The following is a 14,875-nucleotide window of genomic DNA, read 5'->3' on the forward strand; positions in this document are numbered from 1 at the left end:
TGAAGGTGTTTCAGCTGTGAAGGTGTTTCAGGCATGAAGGCAACCCAGCGTGATTTCCTGGCAGTGGCGCAGCGCGCAGCCGGGAATTGCGCGATTGCCTTCTTCTGTGGCCCGGATGAAGCCGGGGCCTCTGCCGCCGCGGCCAGAATGGTCGCCATGCTGCCCGATCCCGGAGAACGAATCGAGCTGAGCGGGGGGGATCTGCGGTCCGATCCGGTGCGCCTGGTGGACGAGGCGAGGTCAACATCGCTGTTCGGCACAACGCGCCACATCATGGTGCGCGCAGCGGGGGAGGAGACGCATGATGCGATCAAGTCCTTCCTCGAAATGGCCGATCTGGGAGAGACCAGCGGCGCCTGCCCGATCTTCATCGTCGCCACATCGGCAACCGACAAATCGCGTTCCGCCAAGCTCCTGATCGGCCGCGATGATGGGCTGGTGGCGATGTTCTATGCGCCCGATCTTCGCACCGTTACGGCAGAGGTGCGCACCATGGCCGATGCGGCAGGCCTGCGGCTGGGCGGCGATCTGGCCGAACAGATTGCCCGCGCCGCCGGGCTGGATGTGCGGCTGGCGCAATCGGAAGTCGACAAGCTGGCGCTGTTTCTTGACGCATCGCCGCAGTCGCCCAAGCTGGCCGATGGTGAAGCTTTTGAGCTGATTGGCGCCAGGACCGAGGAAGACGGCTTCATGCCGCTGGTCAACGCCGTCCTTTCCGGCGAAGTGCGCAAGCTGCCGGCCGAACTTGAGCGAATGCAGCACGTCGGGCTCAATCCCGTGGGCGTGGCGCTGGCGCTGGAACGGCGCGCGGCGCAGCTGGCGTCGCTGGCCGCCAAGCTGGAGCCGGGCAGCGATATCGGCGCAGTGCTTGACCGTCAGCGTGTGTTCTTTCGGGACAAGCGGGATTTGAGTGTTCAGCTGCGGCGCTGGCCCAGTAAGAAGCTGGAACGACTGGTGCCGCGACTGGCGGATATGCATGCTGCATTGCTTGGCAACAGCCAGAACGCGGATCTGATCCTTCGTCAGTCACTTACCCAGATCGCCAGGTTCGCCGCGCCACACCGCTGATCATTCTTTCGCATTTGCAATATTGCAGATGCAATATCGGCTGGTCTGCAATAGTTGTCGCTGGTATAGGTATTACTCCGTAGCCATACTGCTCTGGGGGTATCGACGGAAGTAATGGATATTTCAGCCGCACAGACCCAGGCTACACAAGCCGATGCTGCGCTGACGGCAGAGGATATATCCGCTTTTGTCCCGTCGGATGAGAGGCGCCTGCCGCGCCCACCCAAAAACGGCCTTGCCTCCTCGCTGGAACGTCGACGGCTGCAGGTCTATATGGTCCAGCTTCTGGCCGATGTTTTCATCATGCTGGGCTGCTTTGCGCTGGCGGTGGAGATTTACGAAACCAACGGGCTGAACAACGATGCGATGCTCGCCGCATATCTGCTTCTGCCGCTGTTCCAGACGATTGCATTCTACAACGCAACCTATTCGCGCGGCGGCCTGACGGAGTGGCGCAAATCGAGCGCGCGGGCGATTGGCGCCATGCTGATATCGGCATTGCTGCTCAATTTCTTCGCATTCTTTGCCAAGATGAATGCCGAGTTTTCCCGCGTCGTATTTGCCGCAGGGATGATGCTGACCGCGATTGGCATGACGGCGTTCCGCTATGGCGTGTCGCGCTGGATCACCAGCCGCTGGGGGCCCAGCGCCACCAACCGCCTGCTGATCGAAGCGGGCGGGCCGCAGGTCAACATCCCGCACCTTTACCGCGTGCGGGCCGATGAGCATGGCCTCAGCCCCGATATTACCGATCCGGTCGCGCTGGATCGCCTGGCGAAATATCTGCAAAACATGGACGAGGTGATCGTCAGCTGCAAGATTTCGGAGCGGCTTGGCTGGGCCGAGGTGCTCAAGGGGTCGGGCATCCATGGCGAGGTGATCAGCGAATTCGCGCGGGAAATTGGCGCACTCGGGGTGATCCATCACGATCAGGCGCAGGTTTCCGCCTTGCTGGTCTCGTCCGGACATCTGGGCTTGCGTTCGCGCGCAACCAAGCGTGCATTCGACGTGATCTCTTCCCTGCTTGGCCTGATTCTCCTGTCGCCGCTGATGCTGCTGTGCGCGCTGGCCATCAAGCTGGAAGATGGCGGCCCTGTGTTCTTCATGCAGAGGCGCATGGGGCGCGGCAACCAGTTTTTCGACATCTTCAAATTTCGCAGCATGCGCGAGGCAAAGGCCGATGCCGATGGCGCGCTCTCAGCCTCCAGGGATGATGACCGGGTCACCCGCATCGGCCGCATCATGCGGCGCACCAGCCTGGATGAGCTGCCACAGCTGATCAACGTCCTGCGCGGAGACATGAGCATAGTCGGCCCTCGTCCGCATGCGCTGGGATCGCTGGCCGGCAAGAAGATGTTCTGGCAGGTCGATCGCAAGTACTGGCAGCGCCATTCGCTGCGCCCCGGTATCACCGGCCTGGCGCAGGTTCGCGGCTTTCGCGGCGCGACGGATCGCGAAGTCGACCTGGCCAACCGCCTGCAGGCCGACCTTGAATATATGAACAGCTGGAGCCTGTGGGGCGATGTGAAGATCGTCCTCTCCACCCTCAGCGTGCTGGTGCACCACCGCGCTTTCTAGGACCCGACCCCTCAGGCCTGCTGCTCCAGAAAGGCGCGATAGGCATCCTCGATCCCGGCGCGCAGGGAAATGCGCGGAGCCCAGCCCATCTTTGCGATCCTGTCACCGCTCATCAATTTGCGCGGTGTGCCATCGGGCTTGCTGGTATCCTTGGTGATCTGGCCTTCAAATCCGACCACGTCACACACCAGCTGCGCCAGTTCGATGATCGGCAGGTCCTTGCCCGATCCCAGGTTGATGTGCTCCTCGCCGGAATAATTCTTCAGCAGGAAGATGCAGCCATCGGCCAGATCGTCCACATGCAGGAATTCGCGCCGCGGCGTTCCGCTGCCCCAGATCTCGATTGAAGGTGCGCCCGCCACCTTTGCCTCATGCGCCTTGCGGATCAGGGCGGGCAGCACATGGCTGGAGGTGAGGTCGAAATTATCGCCCGGGCCATACAGGTTGGTGGGCATGGCGCTGATGAAATCGCAGCCATATTCCCGCCGGTAGGCCTGACACAGCTTGATCCCGGCGATCTTGGCGATCGCATACCATTCATTGGTCGGTTCCAGCGGGCCGGTCAGCAAGGCCTCTTCCGGGATCGGCTGCGGCGCCATGCGGGGATAGATGCAGGATGAGCCGAGGAAGAGCAGTTTCTGCGCGCCGCTGCGATGGGCGGCATCGATGACATTCGCCTCTATCATCAGGTTGTCATAGAGGAACTGCGCCGGATAGCTGTCATTGGCCAGAATGCCGCCGACCTTTGCCGCAGCGACCACCACCGTATCGGGCCGGTTGGCGGCAAACCATTCGCGCACCGCCGCCTGCTCGCGCAGGTCGACCTCGCGCGGAGATGTCAGCAGCTCGCAGTTTTCCTGTGCCAGCCGCCGCACGATGGCCGATCCCACCATCCCGCGATGCCCGGCGACATAGACGCGCTTACCGGCCAGCTGATACATCAGTCATACTCGGCAATGGGGGCCTCACGCATGATCTGCAGATCTGCCTCGACCATTTCGCGGGCCAGTTCCCTGACCGAAGTCTCATGCCGCCAGCCGAGCTTCTGGTGCGCCTTGGACGGATCGCCGATCAGCAGTTCAACCTCGGTCGGGCGGAAATAGCGCGGATCGATCTCTATCAGCAGTCGGCCATCGCCCAGCGCATAGCCCTTCTCGTCCACGCCCTCCCCGCGAAATTCGATGGGAATGCCCGCGTCCTCGAACGCCCAGCGCACGAAATCGCGCACATAGGTGGTCTCTCCGGTTGCCAGCACAAAGTCGTCCGGCTCATCCTGCTGCATCATCATCCACATGCCGCGGACATATTCCCTGGCATGTCCCCAGTCGCGCCGGGCATCGAGATTGCCGAGGTAGAGCTTTTCCTGCCGCCCGAGACTGATTGCCGCCGCCGCGCGGGTGATCTTGCGGGTCACGAATGTCTCTCCGCGCAGCGGGCTTTCATGGTTGAACAGGATGCCGTTGCTGGCATGCATGCCATAGGCCTCGCGGTAATTCACCGTGATCCAGTAGGCATAAAGCTTGGCCGCCCCATAGGGTGAGCGCGGATAGAACGGCGTGGTCTCTCGCTGCGGCACTTCCTGCACCAGCCCGTACAGCTCCGATGTCGATGCCTGATAGAAGCGGCAGCTCTTTTCCAACCCCAGAATACGCATGGCCTCCAGCAGCCGCAGAGTGCCGATGGCATCGGCGTTGGCAGTGTATTCGGGGGTTTCGAAGCTGACTGCCACATGGCTCTGCGCGGCTAGGTTATAGATCTCGGTCGGCTGCACTTCCTGCACGATGCGGATCAGATTGGTGGAATCGGTCAGGTCGCCATAATGCAGGTGGAAGCGCTGGTTATCGACATGGGGGTCCTGATAGATATCCTCGATCCGGCCGGTGTTGAAAGAGGAAGACCGGCGCTTGAGGCCGTGCACCTCATAACCCTTTTCAAGCAGCAGATGCGCAAGATAGGCACCGTCCTGACCGGTCACGCCCGTGATCAGCGCGCGCTTGCCATTTCCACTGTTGCTCATTCCATACTCCACAAAACCCGCACCGCGCCTAAGCCAGCGGGCTGCATGGTGGCAAGATGTTACTCAATGTAAACGCGAAGCTGCTCGATTCGCTGAATTTCGAAAGGACCAGTCCATGGCCGCGAAGACACGCAATCAGAATGTCGAACTGCTCCGCATCGCTGCTGCCTTCGGCATCGTCCAGTTTCATGCAGGCGCGCCAGGTGCGGAGGTTGGCTATGCCGGACTGATCGTATTCGTCGCGATGTCCTGCCTGTTTGAAGCGTCAAGCGGGGATCGGAAGTCCGGTGCGGGCACTCTTGCCCAGAAGCTGCTGGTGCCCTGGGCGTTCTGGCTGGTGATTTATGGCGTGCTGAATCTGGTTGTGAAGGGCCGTGCCCTCGATCCCGATCTTCCACCGCTGAACGCGGTTCTCATGGGTACAGGAGCTCATCTGTGGTTCCTGCCGTTTATCTTCACCGTGCTTGTGCTGGTGGGATCGATAAAACGAGCCATCAGCGCGCGGACCATGTTGCTGGCCTCCGTGCTGCTGGCGCTGGTTTCGCTGGCCACGGTTCCCTGGTGGCGATCGGCGATGAACGGCTTCGATGCACCTGTGCCCCAGTGGATTCACGCCATGCCGGCGGTGTTCATCGGTCTGGCGCTCGGGTCCGCGATGGCGGCAGGCAGGACGCGCCCGACCTATCTGGTTCTGGCACTGGCCCTGTTGCTGAGCGCCTTGTGGCAGGTCCCCGGCGTCAGCACTGTCTATCTGGTTGGCGGCGGGTCGCTGATCGCGGCGCTGGTGTTGCCGCAGCTGCGCCTGAACGTTCGCCCGATCTCGGATTGCATGTACGGGGTCTATCTGGTCCACCTGCTCGCGCTCGCCGTCTTCAACCGCATTCTGGGGGAGCATCAGCTGCTGACCGTATGTGCCACGTTTCTGGCATCGCTCGCCGGGGTGTGGTTTGCGCGCAAGTACATTCGCCCGGCGCAAAGAGTGCTTTGACAGTCCTTTCCGGGGCCAGTCCTTGCCGGGCGACCCGGCATTATTGTGCGGTGCAATAAAACCTTGCGGAACCTACGTACAAGACCGTAGAAGATCGCCTGCGGGGCGTTTCAGGCCGCGCGCTATGCCGGATTATCCGGGCGCGGAGATATCTTGAAAATAGCAATTTTCGGAATGGGTTACGTTGGCTGCACAGCGGCCGGCTGCATCACCAGCCAGGGGCATACCGTCGTTGGAATCGACGTGAGCGAGGGCAAGGTCGCCGCGATCAATGCCGGGCAATCGCCCGTCCGCGAACCGGGCCTGGACGAGCTGATGGCCAAGGCCCGGCGCGAAGGACGGCTTTACGCCCTGCGCGATGCCGGGGCAGAGCTGGATGACTGCGATATTGCGATCATTTGCGTGGGCACGCCCAGCGGTGTGGATGGCGCACACAACATGAGCTATATCGCGCAGGTCACCCGCTCGATCGCCGCCGCGCTCAAGGCTGACCGTGCCACTCCGCTGACGGTGGCCTATCGCTCCACCATGCGGCCGGGCACGATGGAGCAGATCATTCTGCCGATCTTTCAGGCCCGGTTCGGCGATGCGGTGGGGCAGGTGGTGGAACTGGTCTACAATCCCGAATTCCTGCGCGAAGCGACCGCCATCGCCGATTATTTCGATCCGCCCAAGATCGTGCTCGGCACGCTGGACGGGACCCCTTCTGCAAACATGGAAAAGCTCCATGAAGGGATCGATGCGCCGGTCTTCCATGTTGGCATTCGCGAAGCCGAAGTGACCAAGTTCGTCGATAACACCTGGCATGCGGTGAAGGTCGCCTTCGCCAATGAGATCGGCCGCGTGTGCCAGAACCTCGATATCTCGGCGCAGCAGGTGCACCAGATTTTCGTCAGCGATACCAAGCTCAACATCTCGCCCTATTACACGCGTCCGGGCGGGGCATTTGGCGGATCGTGCCTGCCAAAGGACGTGCGCGCCCTGCAATATATCGCCGCTGACATCGGCGCCAACACGCATCTGGTGGATTCGCTGCTGCGCAGTAATGAAGCGCATAAGCACCATCAGTTCCAGAAGGCGACGCAGGGTCTTGAACCGGGCGCAAAAGTGCTGCTGGCCGGCCTGTCGTTCAAGGCCGAGACGGATGATCTGCGCGAAAGTCCGGCGGTGGACATGGCGCGCAAGCTGATCGATGCAGGCTTCGACCTCGATGTGTATGATCCGGGGCTGAAGCCGGAAATGCTGGTGGGGCAGAACCTTGGCTATGCCTTTGCCTTCCTGCCCTCGATAGAGAACCTGCTGGTGGACAAGGCGCAGGCAGAGAGCGGCGCCTATGCGCGCATCATCGCCACCAACCGGCTGATCGATACGCTGGATACAGGCGCAACGCCGGTCATCAATCTGAGTGTCATCGCTTGACCGGTGGGGCTGTGACTGGCGACGATTTTGAATTCCCCACGCATATTGAGGGGCAGCCGCTGGCCGGCAAAAGTGTCCTGATCGTGGTGGAGAACCTGCCCCTGCCGTTTGATCGCCGCGTGTGGCAGGAAGCGCGCACGCTGAAAGCGGCCGGGGCGACGGTGTCGGTCATCTGCCCCACCGGCAAGGGCTATGAAAAGCGCTACGAGGAAATCGAAGGCGTCCACATCCACCGCCATCCGCTGCCGATAGAGGCTGAAGGGGCGCTGGGTTTCCTGCTGGAATATGGCGCGGCGCTGTTCTGGGAAACGGTGCTGGCGTGGACAATCTACTTCAAGCGCGGGATCGATGTGATCCAGGGCTGCAATCCGCCCGACCTGATCTTTCTGGTGGCGCTGCCGTTCAAGCTGCTGGGCGTGAAATACATCTTCGATCACCACGATATCAATCCAGAGCTTTACGAAGCGAAGTTTGGCAGGCGCGGCTTTTTCTGGAAACTGATGGTGCTGTTCGAAAAGCTGAACTTCAAATCGGCGGATGTCTCGATGGCCACCAACCAGTCCTATCGCAAGATTGCGATAGAGCGCGGCGGAATGGACCCGGACAAGGTCTTTGTGGTGCGTTCAGGTCCCGATCTGTCCCGTCTCAAGCGCGTTGAGCCGGTCGATAGCTGGAAGCGCGGCAAGCGCTTCATGGTGGGCTATGTCGGCGTGATGGGGGATCAGGAAGGCATCGACCTGCTGATCGATTGTGCCGAGTGGCTGGTGCGCGAAAAGGGCCGCACGGACATCCAGTTTACGCTTGTGGGCGGCGGTCCCAGCCTGGAGAAACTCAAGGCCCTGGTGCGTGAAAAGCAGCTGGAGGAATGGGTCCATTTCACCGGCCGCGCGCCCGATCAGGACCTGTTCGAAGTGCTCTCCACAATGGACATCGGCGTCAACCCGGACCGCGTCAATGCGATGAATGACAAGTCGACCATGAACAAGATCATGGAATACATGTCTCTGGGCAAAGCCATGGTTCAGTTCGACGTGACCGAGGGGCGCTTTTCCGCCCAGGACGCATCACTCTATGCCAGGGCGAACGATCCGGTCGATATGGCCGAAAAAATCGTCCAATTGCTGGATGATCCCGCGCAGCGCGACGCGATGGGCAGTTTTGGCCGCAAGCGCGTGCAGGAAGAACTCAGCTGGCTGCATCAGGTCGATCCGCTGATCGCAGCCTATCGCCGCGCCCTTCGCCGCCCCTGAGTGCGCCTCGCGTCAGCGTGCGCGCCTCTTTTGCAGTGCAATATGTACAGGATGGCGGCGCCACCGATGGTCAGCGTAAGTCCGATATCGATTAGCCAGTTGAGGCGCAGCGGTCCTGCGTAAAGCAGGCGGTCGGTAAGGTGTAGCGACACGATCCGCAGGCCGAACAGCGGAACAAATCCAAGCATTGCCAGCTGCGCGATGACCGTTTGGCTCAGCTCTTTCCCCTGCCGTTGCCATCGCTTTACCAGATAGAAAGCCGCCACAAGTCCTGCCGCCGCAAGGACGACCACAATTGCCGTCAATGGCGCCTGATATTCCCAGCGATGGCCATACTCGCCATTTGCCTTGATCATTACGCGCAGGAACTGCCGAATGCGATCCTCGGCATTGGTCAGCCTCATCGCTGCCAGCAAAAGCATGAAAATTGAGGCAAAAATCCACGCGGCACCGTCTTTCCAGGGGCGCTTGCCAAAATGCCCGGCGAGCGCCGCGCCCATGGCCGCCAGGGCCACTGCTGCGTACAGCCCCACGGCGATCAGACCTAACATGGCGTTCGCACTCCTTCAAAAATCCGGCCATCATGCCATCAGCCCAAACTGACATCCGGGTGAGATACGGTACTCAAATGCACAATATCGTCGATCCAATGTCGGATCGAAGGATAGAACTGATGACATTTTGCTGCAATGCACCAAAATAGGCCGCAATCGCACAATACGGGTTGTTGCCCAGGAACTCTACCGCTAAGCCAAGGCAGTTCAAACCAGTTTGATACGGGGCAGAGCGTGATCGAATTACCGCAGATTAGGCTTTCGAAACGACTGGGTTCCATGATGGCCGGGCTCGGCGCAATCCTGTTGATTGGCGGCTGCGGCGGGGGCCCGCAAATCTCCCCTGGCATCGCATCCACCACCCCTGTGACTGCTTTGGGGCAGACGGGCTATTCGGCCGATGTTGCATCAGACTATATTCTCAGGCCGGCGGACGTCATCAGCATTACTGTCTTCCGTGAGGAAGATTTGTCACTCGATTCCATGCCGCTTTCGGCTGACGGAAAAGTCTCACTGCCACTTGTAGGTGCCGTTGATGCGGCGGGGCTGACGGCGCACCAGCTGGAACAGCGGGTGGAACAGCTTCTGGGTGCACGTTTCCTTCGCGATCCCAACGTTTCGGTCAACGTGCTGAAATATGGCTCGCACATGGTCACGGTGGAGGGCGCGGTAACGCGGGCCGGGTTGTTCGAATTCCAGCCCGGCACTCGCCTGTCTGGCGCCATTGCGCTGGCCGCGGGCACATCGCGCGTGGCCGATGCCAATAATCTGGCGGTATTCCGGCGCACGCCCGAAGGCCTGATGGTCGCCAAGTTCGATTATGCTGCGGTGCAATCGGGCACCATGCTTGACCCGGTCTTGCAGCCTGGTGACCGAATAGTGGTGGGCACGGACGGGCTCTCGCAACTCTGGCAGGATGCGCTGCGCGCGCTTCCGGTGTTCGCCATTTTCACCAACATGAATATTTGAGGCACCAAGGAGCCATGATGCAGGAATATGCTCCCGGCCAAGGCCATGCCAATGCGGGTCGATCTGAAGAGTTTGCTGCGGCACAGCCGGCGCTGGCTCAAATCAATCTCGCGGACATTCGCGGAATATTCTGGCGCCAGCGCTATGTGCTCATCGGGGTCGTCGCCCTCGTTATGCTGGGGGCCTTTGTCTACACCCTGCTCACACCGGCGACCTACCGCGCATCTGTCACCATGCAGATCGAACCCAATCAGCAGGCCATCATTGAAGGGCAGGAGCTGACTGGAACGAGCATCGCGTCGAACGATATCACCCGGTACATGGAGACGATGGCGGCGGTTATTCGCAGCCGGAATGTCGGCATGGCGGTTGTCGACGAACTGGGGCTGACCAGCAACCAGAGCTTCATGGAATCTGTGCTGGACGAGGGTGTCACAGTAGCCTCCGGCGATATGGCGAAGGACGCGGCTGTCGAGACGATAATGTCCGAAGTCGAGGTCGCTGTGCCGCTTGAAAACCGGGTGATGACGATCAGTTACACCTCGCGCGATCCCGCAATCGCGGCGCAGATCGCCAATGGTTATGCCGACGCGTTCCTCGCTTACGATCTCACCCGGTCGATGGCGGCCAACCAGTACGCCCGCGAATATCTTCAGGAACAGATCGTAAGTGTGCGCGAGCAGCTGCAGGATGCCGAGCAGCGCGCCAATAATTATGCGCGCAACAACCGTATATTTGGCTCGCCAGCATCCGATGATGGGGAAGGCCCCGCCGCGTCGACCGTCTCCGCCTCCAACCTGTCCGCAGCCAATACGGTATATGCCCAGACCCGGTCTGCCCGGATCGCCGCGCAACAGCGCTGGCTGGCAATTGCCAATGTCCCTGCCGGGCAGCTTCCCGAGATTCAGCAGAACGCCACCGTTTTGTCCCTGCAGGCGCAGCGGGCAGAGCTGCTCAGCCAGCTTACAACTCTGCGTGAGCGCTATCGCGATGACTATCCCGAGGTGCGGGAGCTTATTGTACGGACCGAAGTTCTCCAGCAACAGATCGACAGTGCCGCGGCTGACATCAAGGCCGGTATCCGTCGGCAGTACGAAATCGCCCAGCGGCAAGAGTCCGCGCTTGGGGGCGAGCTGGAGCGGGTTGCCGGTCTGACGCTCGATGAGCAGGATAGCCGCGTTGCCTATAACGTCATCGAACGCGAGGTGCAGTCCTATCGCGATCAAATGGCGGCACTGCTGGATCGTTTCAACGATATCTCCGCCGCGTCAAACATTCAGGCGCGCGAGGCGACAATCCTCGATCGGGCAATGGTGCCTGGGGCACCTTCGGCACCGAACCTGAGCCAGAATCTGCTGGTGGCCCTGATCCTGGGAATTGGTCTTGCCGTGGTTGTCGCAATCCTGCGCGAATTCCTCGATGACCGACTGCGCAACATCGAGGATGTCGAGCGCAAGCTGGGTCTGCGCCCGCTGGGCACTACCCCGGACGTTTCCGGCGACGTGCAGGAGGCGGTCACGGATACATTCAGCCCGCTCAGCGAGTCTTATGCCTCGCTCCGGGCGACGCTGGATTATGCGATCAGGGACATTCCCCATCCTGTTATCCTGGTCACCAGCGGGCAGGCGGTTGAAGGCAAGACCACCAGCTCAACCGCGCTCGCCCGCAAATATGCCGGTATCGGCAAGCGGGTGTTGCTGGTCGATATGGATTTGCGGCGTCCCGCTGTGGCCAAGGTGTTTGATCTGCCACGCCGTGACGCTGGCGTGGTCGAAGTGATCTACGGCAACGCTTCGCTCGACCAGACCGTGGTGAAGGACGTCGTCAAGAACCTTGATATCCTGCCAATCGGCACTCTTCCGTCCAATCCGATCGAGATACTTTCGTCGGGTCTGACTGGCGAATTCCTGGATAAATGTCGGCAGGCCTATGATGTCATCATTCTCGACGGCTCGCCGATCCTGGGGATCGCCGATGCACCCTTGCTGTCGCGTTATGTCGATGGCGTTGTCGTTGTCGTGGAGGCCAACAACATTCACAGCAGGCAGGCGCGCGCCGCTATCCGCCGCCTGAATGACGCCAGGGCACCCATTCTTGGTGCATTGCTGACCAAATATCGGGCGCTGGATGCTGGCGATAATTACGCGTACCAGTACGAATATTACAGCTACGGCAAGGCTGGCGACTAGCGTGCAGCTGGCTGCCGCAAGTCATCCTCGGGATATCCGATCGGGACGGGCGGCCATGCTCCACGAGGTGAAGGCGAGAGCCTGTTCGATACTGCGCGGGGAGGGCACTGATGCCGGATCCCAGCCGCCGCAGATCGACGCTCTCCATGCTCACGGGGGTTCAAGATGAACGCCCTGGATGCGTTCAGCGTCCTCAAGCCCGCTGATGACCGGCCGTCAGGCTCCAGAATCCTTCATATTTCGGCCGATTTTCCGGATCCGATCGAGGAATCCAAGACCAAAGCGGTGCGATGGCTGGTTGATCTGACACAACACCAGTTTCAGCACGAGGTGATCTCTCTGAACAGGGTCAGCCCAGCTCTTCTCCCTTTCGCTGCCCGCACGCTGGCCCATTGGGGCCGCCCGCCCTGCCGGGTCGAACAGCATGACTTTCCCTACGGCAAGTGCCTGAGATATCAGGCGCCCGCGCGCGGTATCTACCACCAGACATGCCTGCTGGACCTCGCCGAGAGGATTTGCGCACAACAGCAGGCCGGTCCGGTCCCGGACCTGGTGATAGGTCACAAGCTGACCGTGGAAGGCATCGTTGCCCGGCACGTTGCAGAACGTCTCGGGCGGCCGTTCGCAGTGGGGATCATGGGCGACACGGACCTCAAGATCCTCAAGGCGCGCCCGGACCTTGCCGGGACGTTTGCGCGCATTTTCCATGAAGCCGCTGTGGTCTTTCCGCTGGCCCCGTGGACGCTTACCGCATTCGAACAGCAGTTCGGCAAGCGTCACGGCCCGGTCCAGATGTTGCCCTGCGCAACCGACATTGACCGCCCGATGGACCCGCAATTGGGCGGCGATGGCTTCGTTTCGGTCTTCCATCTCAGAAGCCACGTCCGCAAGAACCTCAAAGGCATGGTCGCAGCCATGCAATTGCTGTCGGACGTGGGGCCGAAAACCCGTCTTTCCGTGCGAGGCGGCGGTAGCCCGCGTCAGGTTGAGCTGTGCCGCAAGGCCGCGAAGAACCTGCCCAATATCACCTTCGATGGGCCGATAGGGCGCGAGGAACTCGGGCCTTTTCTCAACGGGTTTGCGGGTTTTCTCCTGCCCTCGTTGCGAGAGAGCTTCGGAATGGTGTTTGTGGAGGCGCTTTTCGCCGGCCTGCCGGTGATTTATCCGCGCGGGGCCGCGATTGACGGCTATTTTGAAGGCTGCAATTTCGCTATTGCAGCAGATGCAGGCGATCCTGCGTCGATCGCCGCGGCTATGCGCACCATTATTGACCACCAGGCTGAACTCAAAGGGGAATTGGCACAATGGCAGCAATCGCCAGCAGCGCGCCGATTTACCCGTGCGCAGATCGGCCAGTCCTTCGCCGCTGCGGTCACTCAGGCAGTGATGGCACGATGAGCAGGCTTCGAGACCTCCCCTCGCCTTCCGGGCATCAGGCTTGGCAGGCGGCGCAATGAGCAACGGGGCAATGAACAGCAGGCCAATGAGCGGCGGGGCGAGCAACAACGGAGCAGTGGCAGCCAGGCCCGCCATTGGCAGGAAAATCAGGGAGCGGATTCCGGCACGCCTGTGGCCGGCAATTCTTGTTGGTTACAGCTGCCTGTTGCCCAAGGAAATGAGTGTCGATGTTGTCGGCGCAAACCTGTTCCCATGGCGGGTCATGATGATACTCGTCCTGCCCTGGGTCATTCGCTCCCTTATCAAGGACCCGGTCCGCTTCTCGATCGTCGATCTGTTTGCGGGTCTCGCAAGCCTGTGGTTCGTGCTGTCGCTGCTTGTCATGGATACCGTGGAAGACGCGCTGATCGTCGGGGTGTCCCAGCTGATCGACCTTGCCTTCGCCTATATAGCCGGCCGTGCAGCGATCCGCAGCTACCACGATTTCCGGACATTTTTCGCCTGTCTTATACCAGGACTTCTGGCGGTCGCGGCTATTCTTGCGGCAGAGAGCATAGCCAATCGCACCTTGTTACGGCCATTTGTGGGGGAATTGTTCGGCAACCTCCCGGCATATTTCTACAGCAAGCCGCGTTTCGGATTGACGCGCGCCATGGGGCCCTTCGCACACCCGATCGTGGCAGGCGTCATCATGTCTTCGTTGATACCGCTGGCATGGTTTGGCGCGCGCAACAATCGGGTTCGAGTGCTCGGTTTGATAGCGGCCGCATGTGGTATCTTCACCTTCAGTTCCGCAGCGGTTTTGGCTGCCATCCTGGGCGTGGGGTTGATTTCGCTACTGCTCATCCGTCGTCATTTTCAGATTCCTGCCCTGACGATTGCGGCGTTTTACATCATGCTGATGCTCTTGCTGACCAGTGTTGTATCCGAGAGTGGTATTCTGTCGGTCGCTATCCGCTATCTGACGCTTGACCCCGGCAGCGGCTATTACCGACTGCTGATCTGGAATTATGCTGGCGCGGAAGCCTTGAACAATCCAATCTTTGGAATAGGCGTGCGTGACTGGCATCGACCGGACTGGATGTTCGATCCGACCATTGACGCATTCTGGCTCGCCATCACGATGCGTCATGGCTTTCCTCTCGGCTTTGCGGTGCTGATGGTGGTATTCGGCGGCATCTTCGAGGCTGTGAAGAACAATTCCAACGTATCCAGTGAGGATCGCAACACCGGATATGCAACCGCAATCGCTTTGACAGCCTTCGCCTTTTGCGGGGTCACTGTGCACATCTGGGAAGGCGTCGTCAGCTGGATGTACCTTCTTGCAGGCCTGTCAGTGAGTCTGGGGACCCAGCGGGTTCGGTCACTGCCAATCAGAAACGGCGCGGAGCCTTCGGGGGCTTCGCCAGCATATGCCAGCACCCGAATTGCTGGCAGGGTTTAGC

General features: G+C 60.5%; 12 protein-coding genes. 9 read left to right on the forward strand and 3 right to left on the reverse strand.

The genetic code is table 11. The features are described from left to right. Positions 1-33: 33 nt before the first annotated feature. Entirely contained in the window at positions 34-1,068 is a 1,035-nt protein-coding gene (holA, locus tag ABDZ98_RS01505; RefSeq protein ID WP_160590655.1) for a DNA polymerase III subunit delta, read from the forward strand. A gap of 273 nt (positions 1,069-1,341) precedes the next feature. After that, positions 1,342-2,646, forward strand: coding sequence for an exopolysaccharide biosynthesis polyprenyl glycosylphosphotransferase (locus ABDZ98_RS01510; protein ID WP_160590654.1), 1,305 nt, complete (start codon positions 1,342-1,344; stop codon positions 2,644-2,646). A gap of 11 nt (positions 2,647-2,657) precedes the next feature. On the opposite strand, the gene fcl is transcribed toward ABDZ98_RS01510, so the two are convergent. Both fcl and gmd read right to left on the reverse strand, forming a co-directional pair. Further along, on the reverse strand, positions 2,658-3,587 hold the full coding sequence (gene fcl, locus ABDZ98_RS01515) for a GDP-L-fucose synthase (protein WP_160590653.1): 930 nt from the start codon (positions 3,585-3,587) through the stop codon (positions 2,658-2,660). Beyond that, positions 3,587-4,663 carry a GDP-mannose 4,6-dehydratase gene (gene gmd, locus ABDZ98_RS01520; protein ID WP_160590652.1) on the reverse strand — a complete coding sequence of 359 codons (1,077 nt, stop codon included), beginning with the start codon at positions 4,661-4,663 and terminating at the stop codon, positions 3,587-3,589. Before gmd ends, fcl begins: the two co-directional genes overlap by 1 nt. A gap of 115 nt (positions 4,664-4,778) precedes the next feature. Here gmd and ABDZ98_RS01525 point away from each other — a divergent pair, with 115 nt between their 5' ends. The 3 genes from ABDZ98_RS01525 (at position 4,779) to ABDZ98_RS01535 (ending at position 8,320) form a co-directional block, all read left to right on the forward strand. Further along, entirely contained in the window at positions 4,779-5,651 is an 873-nt protein-coding gene (locus ABDZ98_RS01525; protein ID WP_160590651.1) for an acyltransferase family protein, read from the forward strand. 153 nt (positions 5,652-5,804) lie between these two features. Continuing rightward, on the forward strand, positions 5,805-7,070 hold the full coding sequence (locus ABDZ98_RS01530; protein WP_160590650.1) for a nucleotide sugar dehydrogenase: 1,266 nt from the start codon (positions 5,805-5,807) through the stop codon (positions 7,068-7,070). Between the two features lie 11 nt (positions 7,071-7,081). Then, positions 7,082-8,320: a glycosyltransferase family 4 protein gene (locus tag ABDZ98_RS01535; protein ID WP_337190177.1), complete on the forward strand. Its 1,239-nt coding sequence runs from the start codon at positions 7,082-7,084 to the stop codon at positions 8,318-8,320. Here ABDZ98_RS01535 and ABDZ98_RS01540 read toward each other — a convergent pair. Beyond that, positions 8,293-8,871, reverse strand: a complete 579-nt coding sequence (locus ABDZ98_RS01540) for a hypothetical protein (protein WP_160590649.1) — start codon at positions 8,869-8,871, stop codon at positions 8,293-8,295. The two genes, ABDZ98_RS01535 and ABDZ98_RS01540, sit on opposite strands and share 28 nt — an antisense overlap. A 282-nt stretch (positions 8,872-9,153) precedes the next feature. On the opposite strand from ABDZ98_RS01540, the gene ABDZ98_RS01545 reads away from it, so the two are divergent. The 4 genes from ABDZ98_RS01545 to ABDZ98_RS01560 all read left to right on the forward strand — a co-directional run bounded on the left by ABDZ98_RS01545 (position 9,154) and on the right by ABDZ98_RS01560 (position 14,874). Then, positions 9,154-9,843: a polysaccharide biosynthesis/export family protein gene (locus ABDZ98_RS01545; RefSeq protein ID WP_160590648.1), complete on the forward strand. Its 690-nt coding sequence runs from the start codon at positions 9,154-9,156 to the stop codon at positions 9,841-9,843. A gap of 14 nt (positions 9,844-9,857) precedes the next feature. Continuing rightward, positions 9,858-12,032, forward strand: a complete 2,175-nt coding sequence (locus tag ABDZ98_RS01550; protein WP_237437428.1) for a GumC family protein — start codon at positions 9,858-9,860, stop codon at positions 12,030-12,032. Between the two features lie 165 nt (positions 12,033-12,197). Then, positions 12,198-13,430 carry a glycosyltransferase gene (locus ABDZ98_RS01555; protein WP_160590646.1) on the forward strand — a complete coding sequence of 411 codons (1,233 nt, stop codon included), beginning with the start codon at positions 12,198-12,200 and terminating at the stop codon, positions 13,428-13,430. Positions 13,431-13,485: 55 nt separating this feature from the next. Beyond that, positions 13,486-14,874, forward strand: a complete 1,389-nt coding sequence (locus ABDZ98_RS01560) for an O-antigen ligase family protein (protein WP_160590645.1) — start codon at positions 13,486-13,488, stop codon at positions 14,872-14,874. The last annotated feature ends 1 nt before the right edge of the window (position 14,875 follow it).

The organism is Alteraurantiacibacter aestuarii (genome assembly GCF_039523595.1).
Lineage (GTDB): Bacteria > Pseudomonadota > Alphaproteobacteria > Sphingomonadales > Sphingomonadaceae > Alteraurantiacibacter > Alteraurantiacibacter aestuarii.

Excerpts from the sequence above, each read along its gene's own strand:
- ABDZ98_RS01540 (WP_160590649.1), bottom strand. The coding sequence starts at position 8,871 with ATGTTAGGTCTGATCGCCGTGGGGCTGTACGCAGCAGTGGCCCTGGCG.
- ABDZ98_RS01550 (WP_237437428.1), top strand. The coding sequence starts at position 9,858 with ATGATGCAGGAATATGCTCCCGGCCAAGGCCATGCCAATGCGGGTCGA.
- ABDZ98_RS01525 (WP_160590651.1), top strand. The coding sequence starts at position 4,779 with ATGGCCGCGAAGACACGCAATCAGAATGTCGAACTGCTCCGCATCGCT.
- ABDZ98_RS01510 (WP_160590654.1), top strand. The coding sequence starts at position 1,342 with ATGGTCCAGCTTCTGGCCGATGTTTTCATCATGCTGGGCTGCTTTGCG.
- holA (WP_160590655.1), top strand. The coding sequence starts at position 34 with ATGAAGGCAACCCAGCGTGATTTCCTGGCAGTGGCGCAGCGCGCAGCC.
- ABDZ98_RS01560 (WP_160590645.1), top strand. The coding sequence starts at position 13,486 with ATGAGCAACGGGGCAATGAACAGCAGGCCAATGAGCGGCGGGGCGAGC.
- ABDZ98_RS01555 (WP_160590646.1), top strand. The coding sequence starts at position 12,198 with ATGAACGCCCTGGATGCGTTCAGCGTCCTCAAGCCCGCTGATGACCGG.
- ABDZ98_RS01545 (WP_160590648.1), top strand. The coding sequence starts at position 9,154 with ATGATGGCCGGGCTCGGCGCAATCCTGTTGATTGGCGGCTGCGGCGGG.
- fcl (WP_160590653.1), bottom strand. The coding sequence starts at position 3,587 with ATGTATCAGCTGGCCGGTAAGCGCGTCTATGTCGCCGGGCATCGCGGG.
- gmd (WP_160590652.1), bottom strand. The coding sequence starts at position 4,663 with ATGAGCAACAGTGGAAATGGCAAGCGCGCGCTGATCACGGGCGTGACC.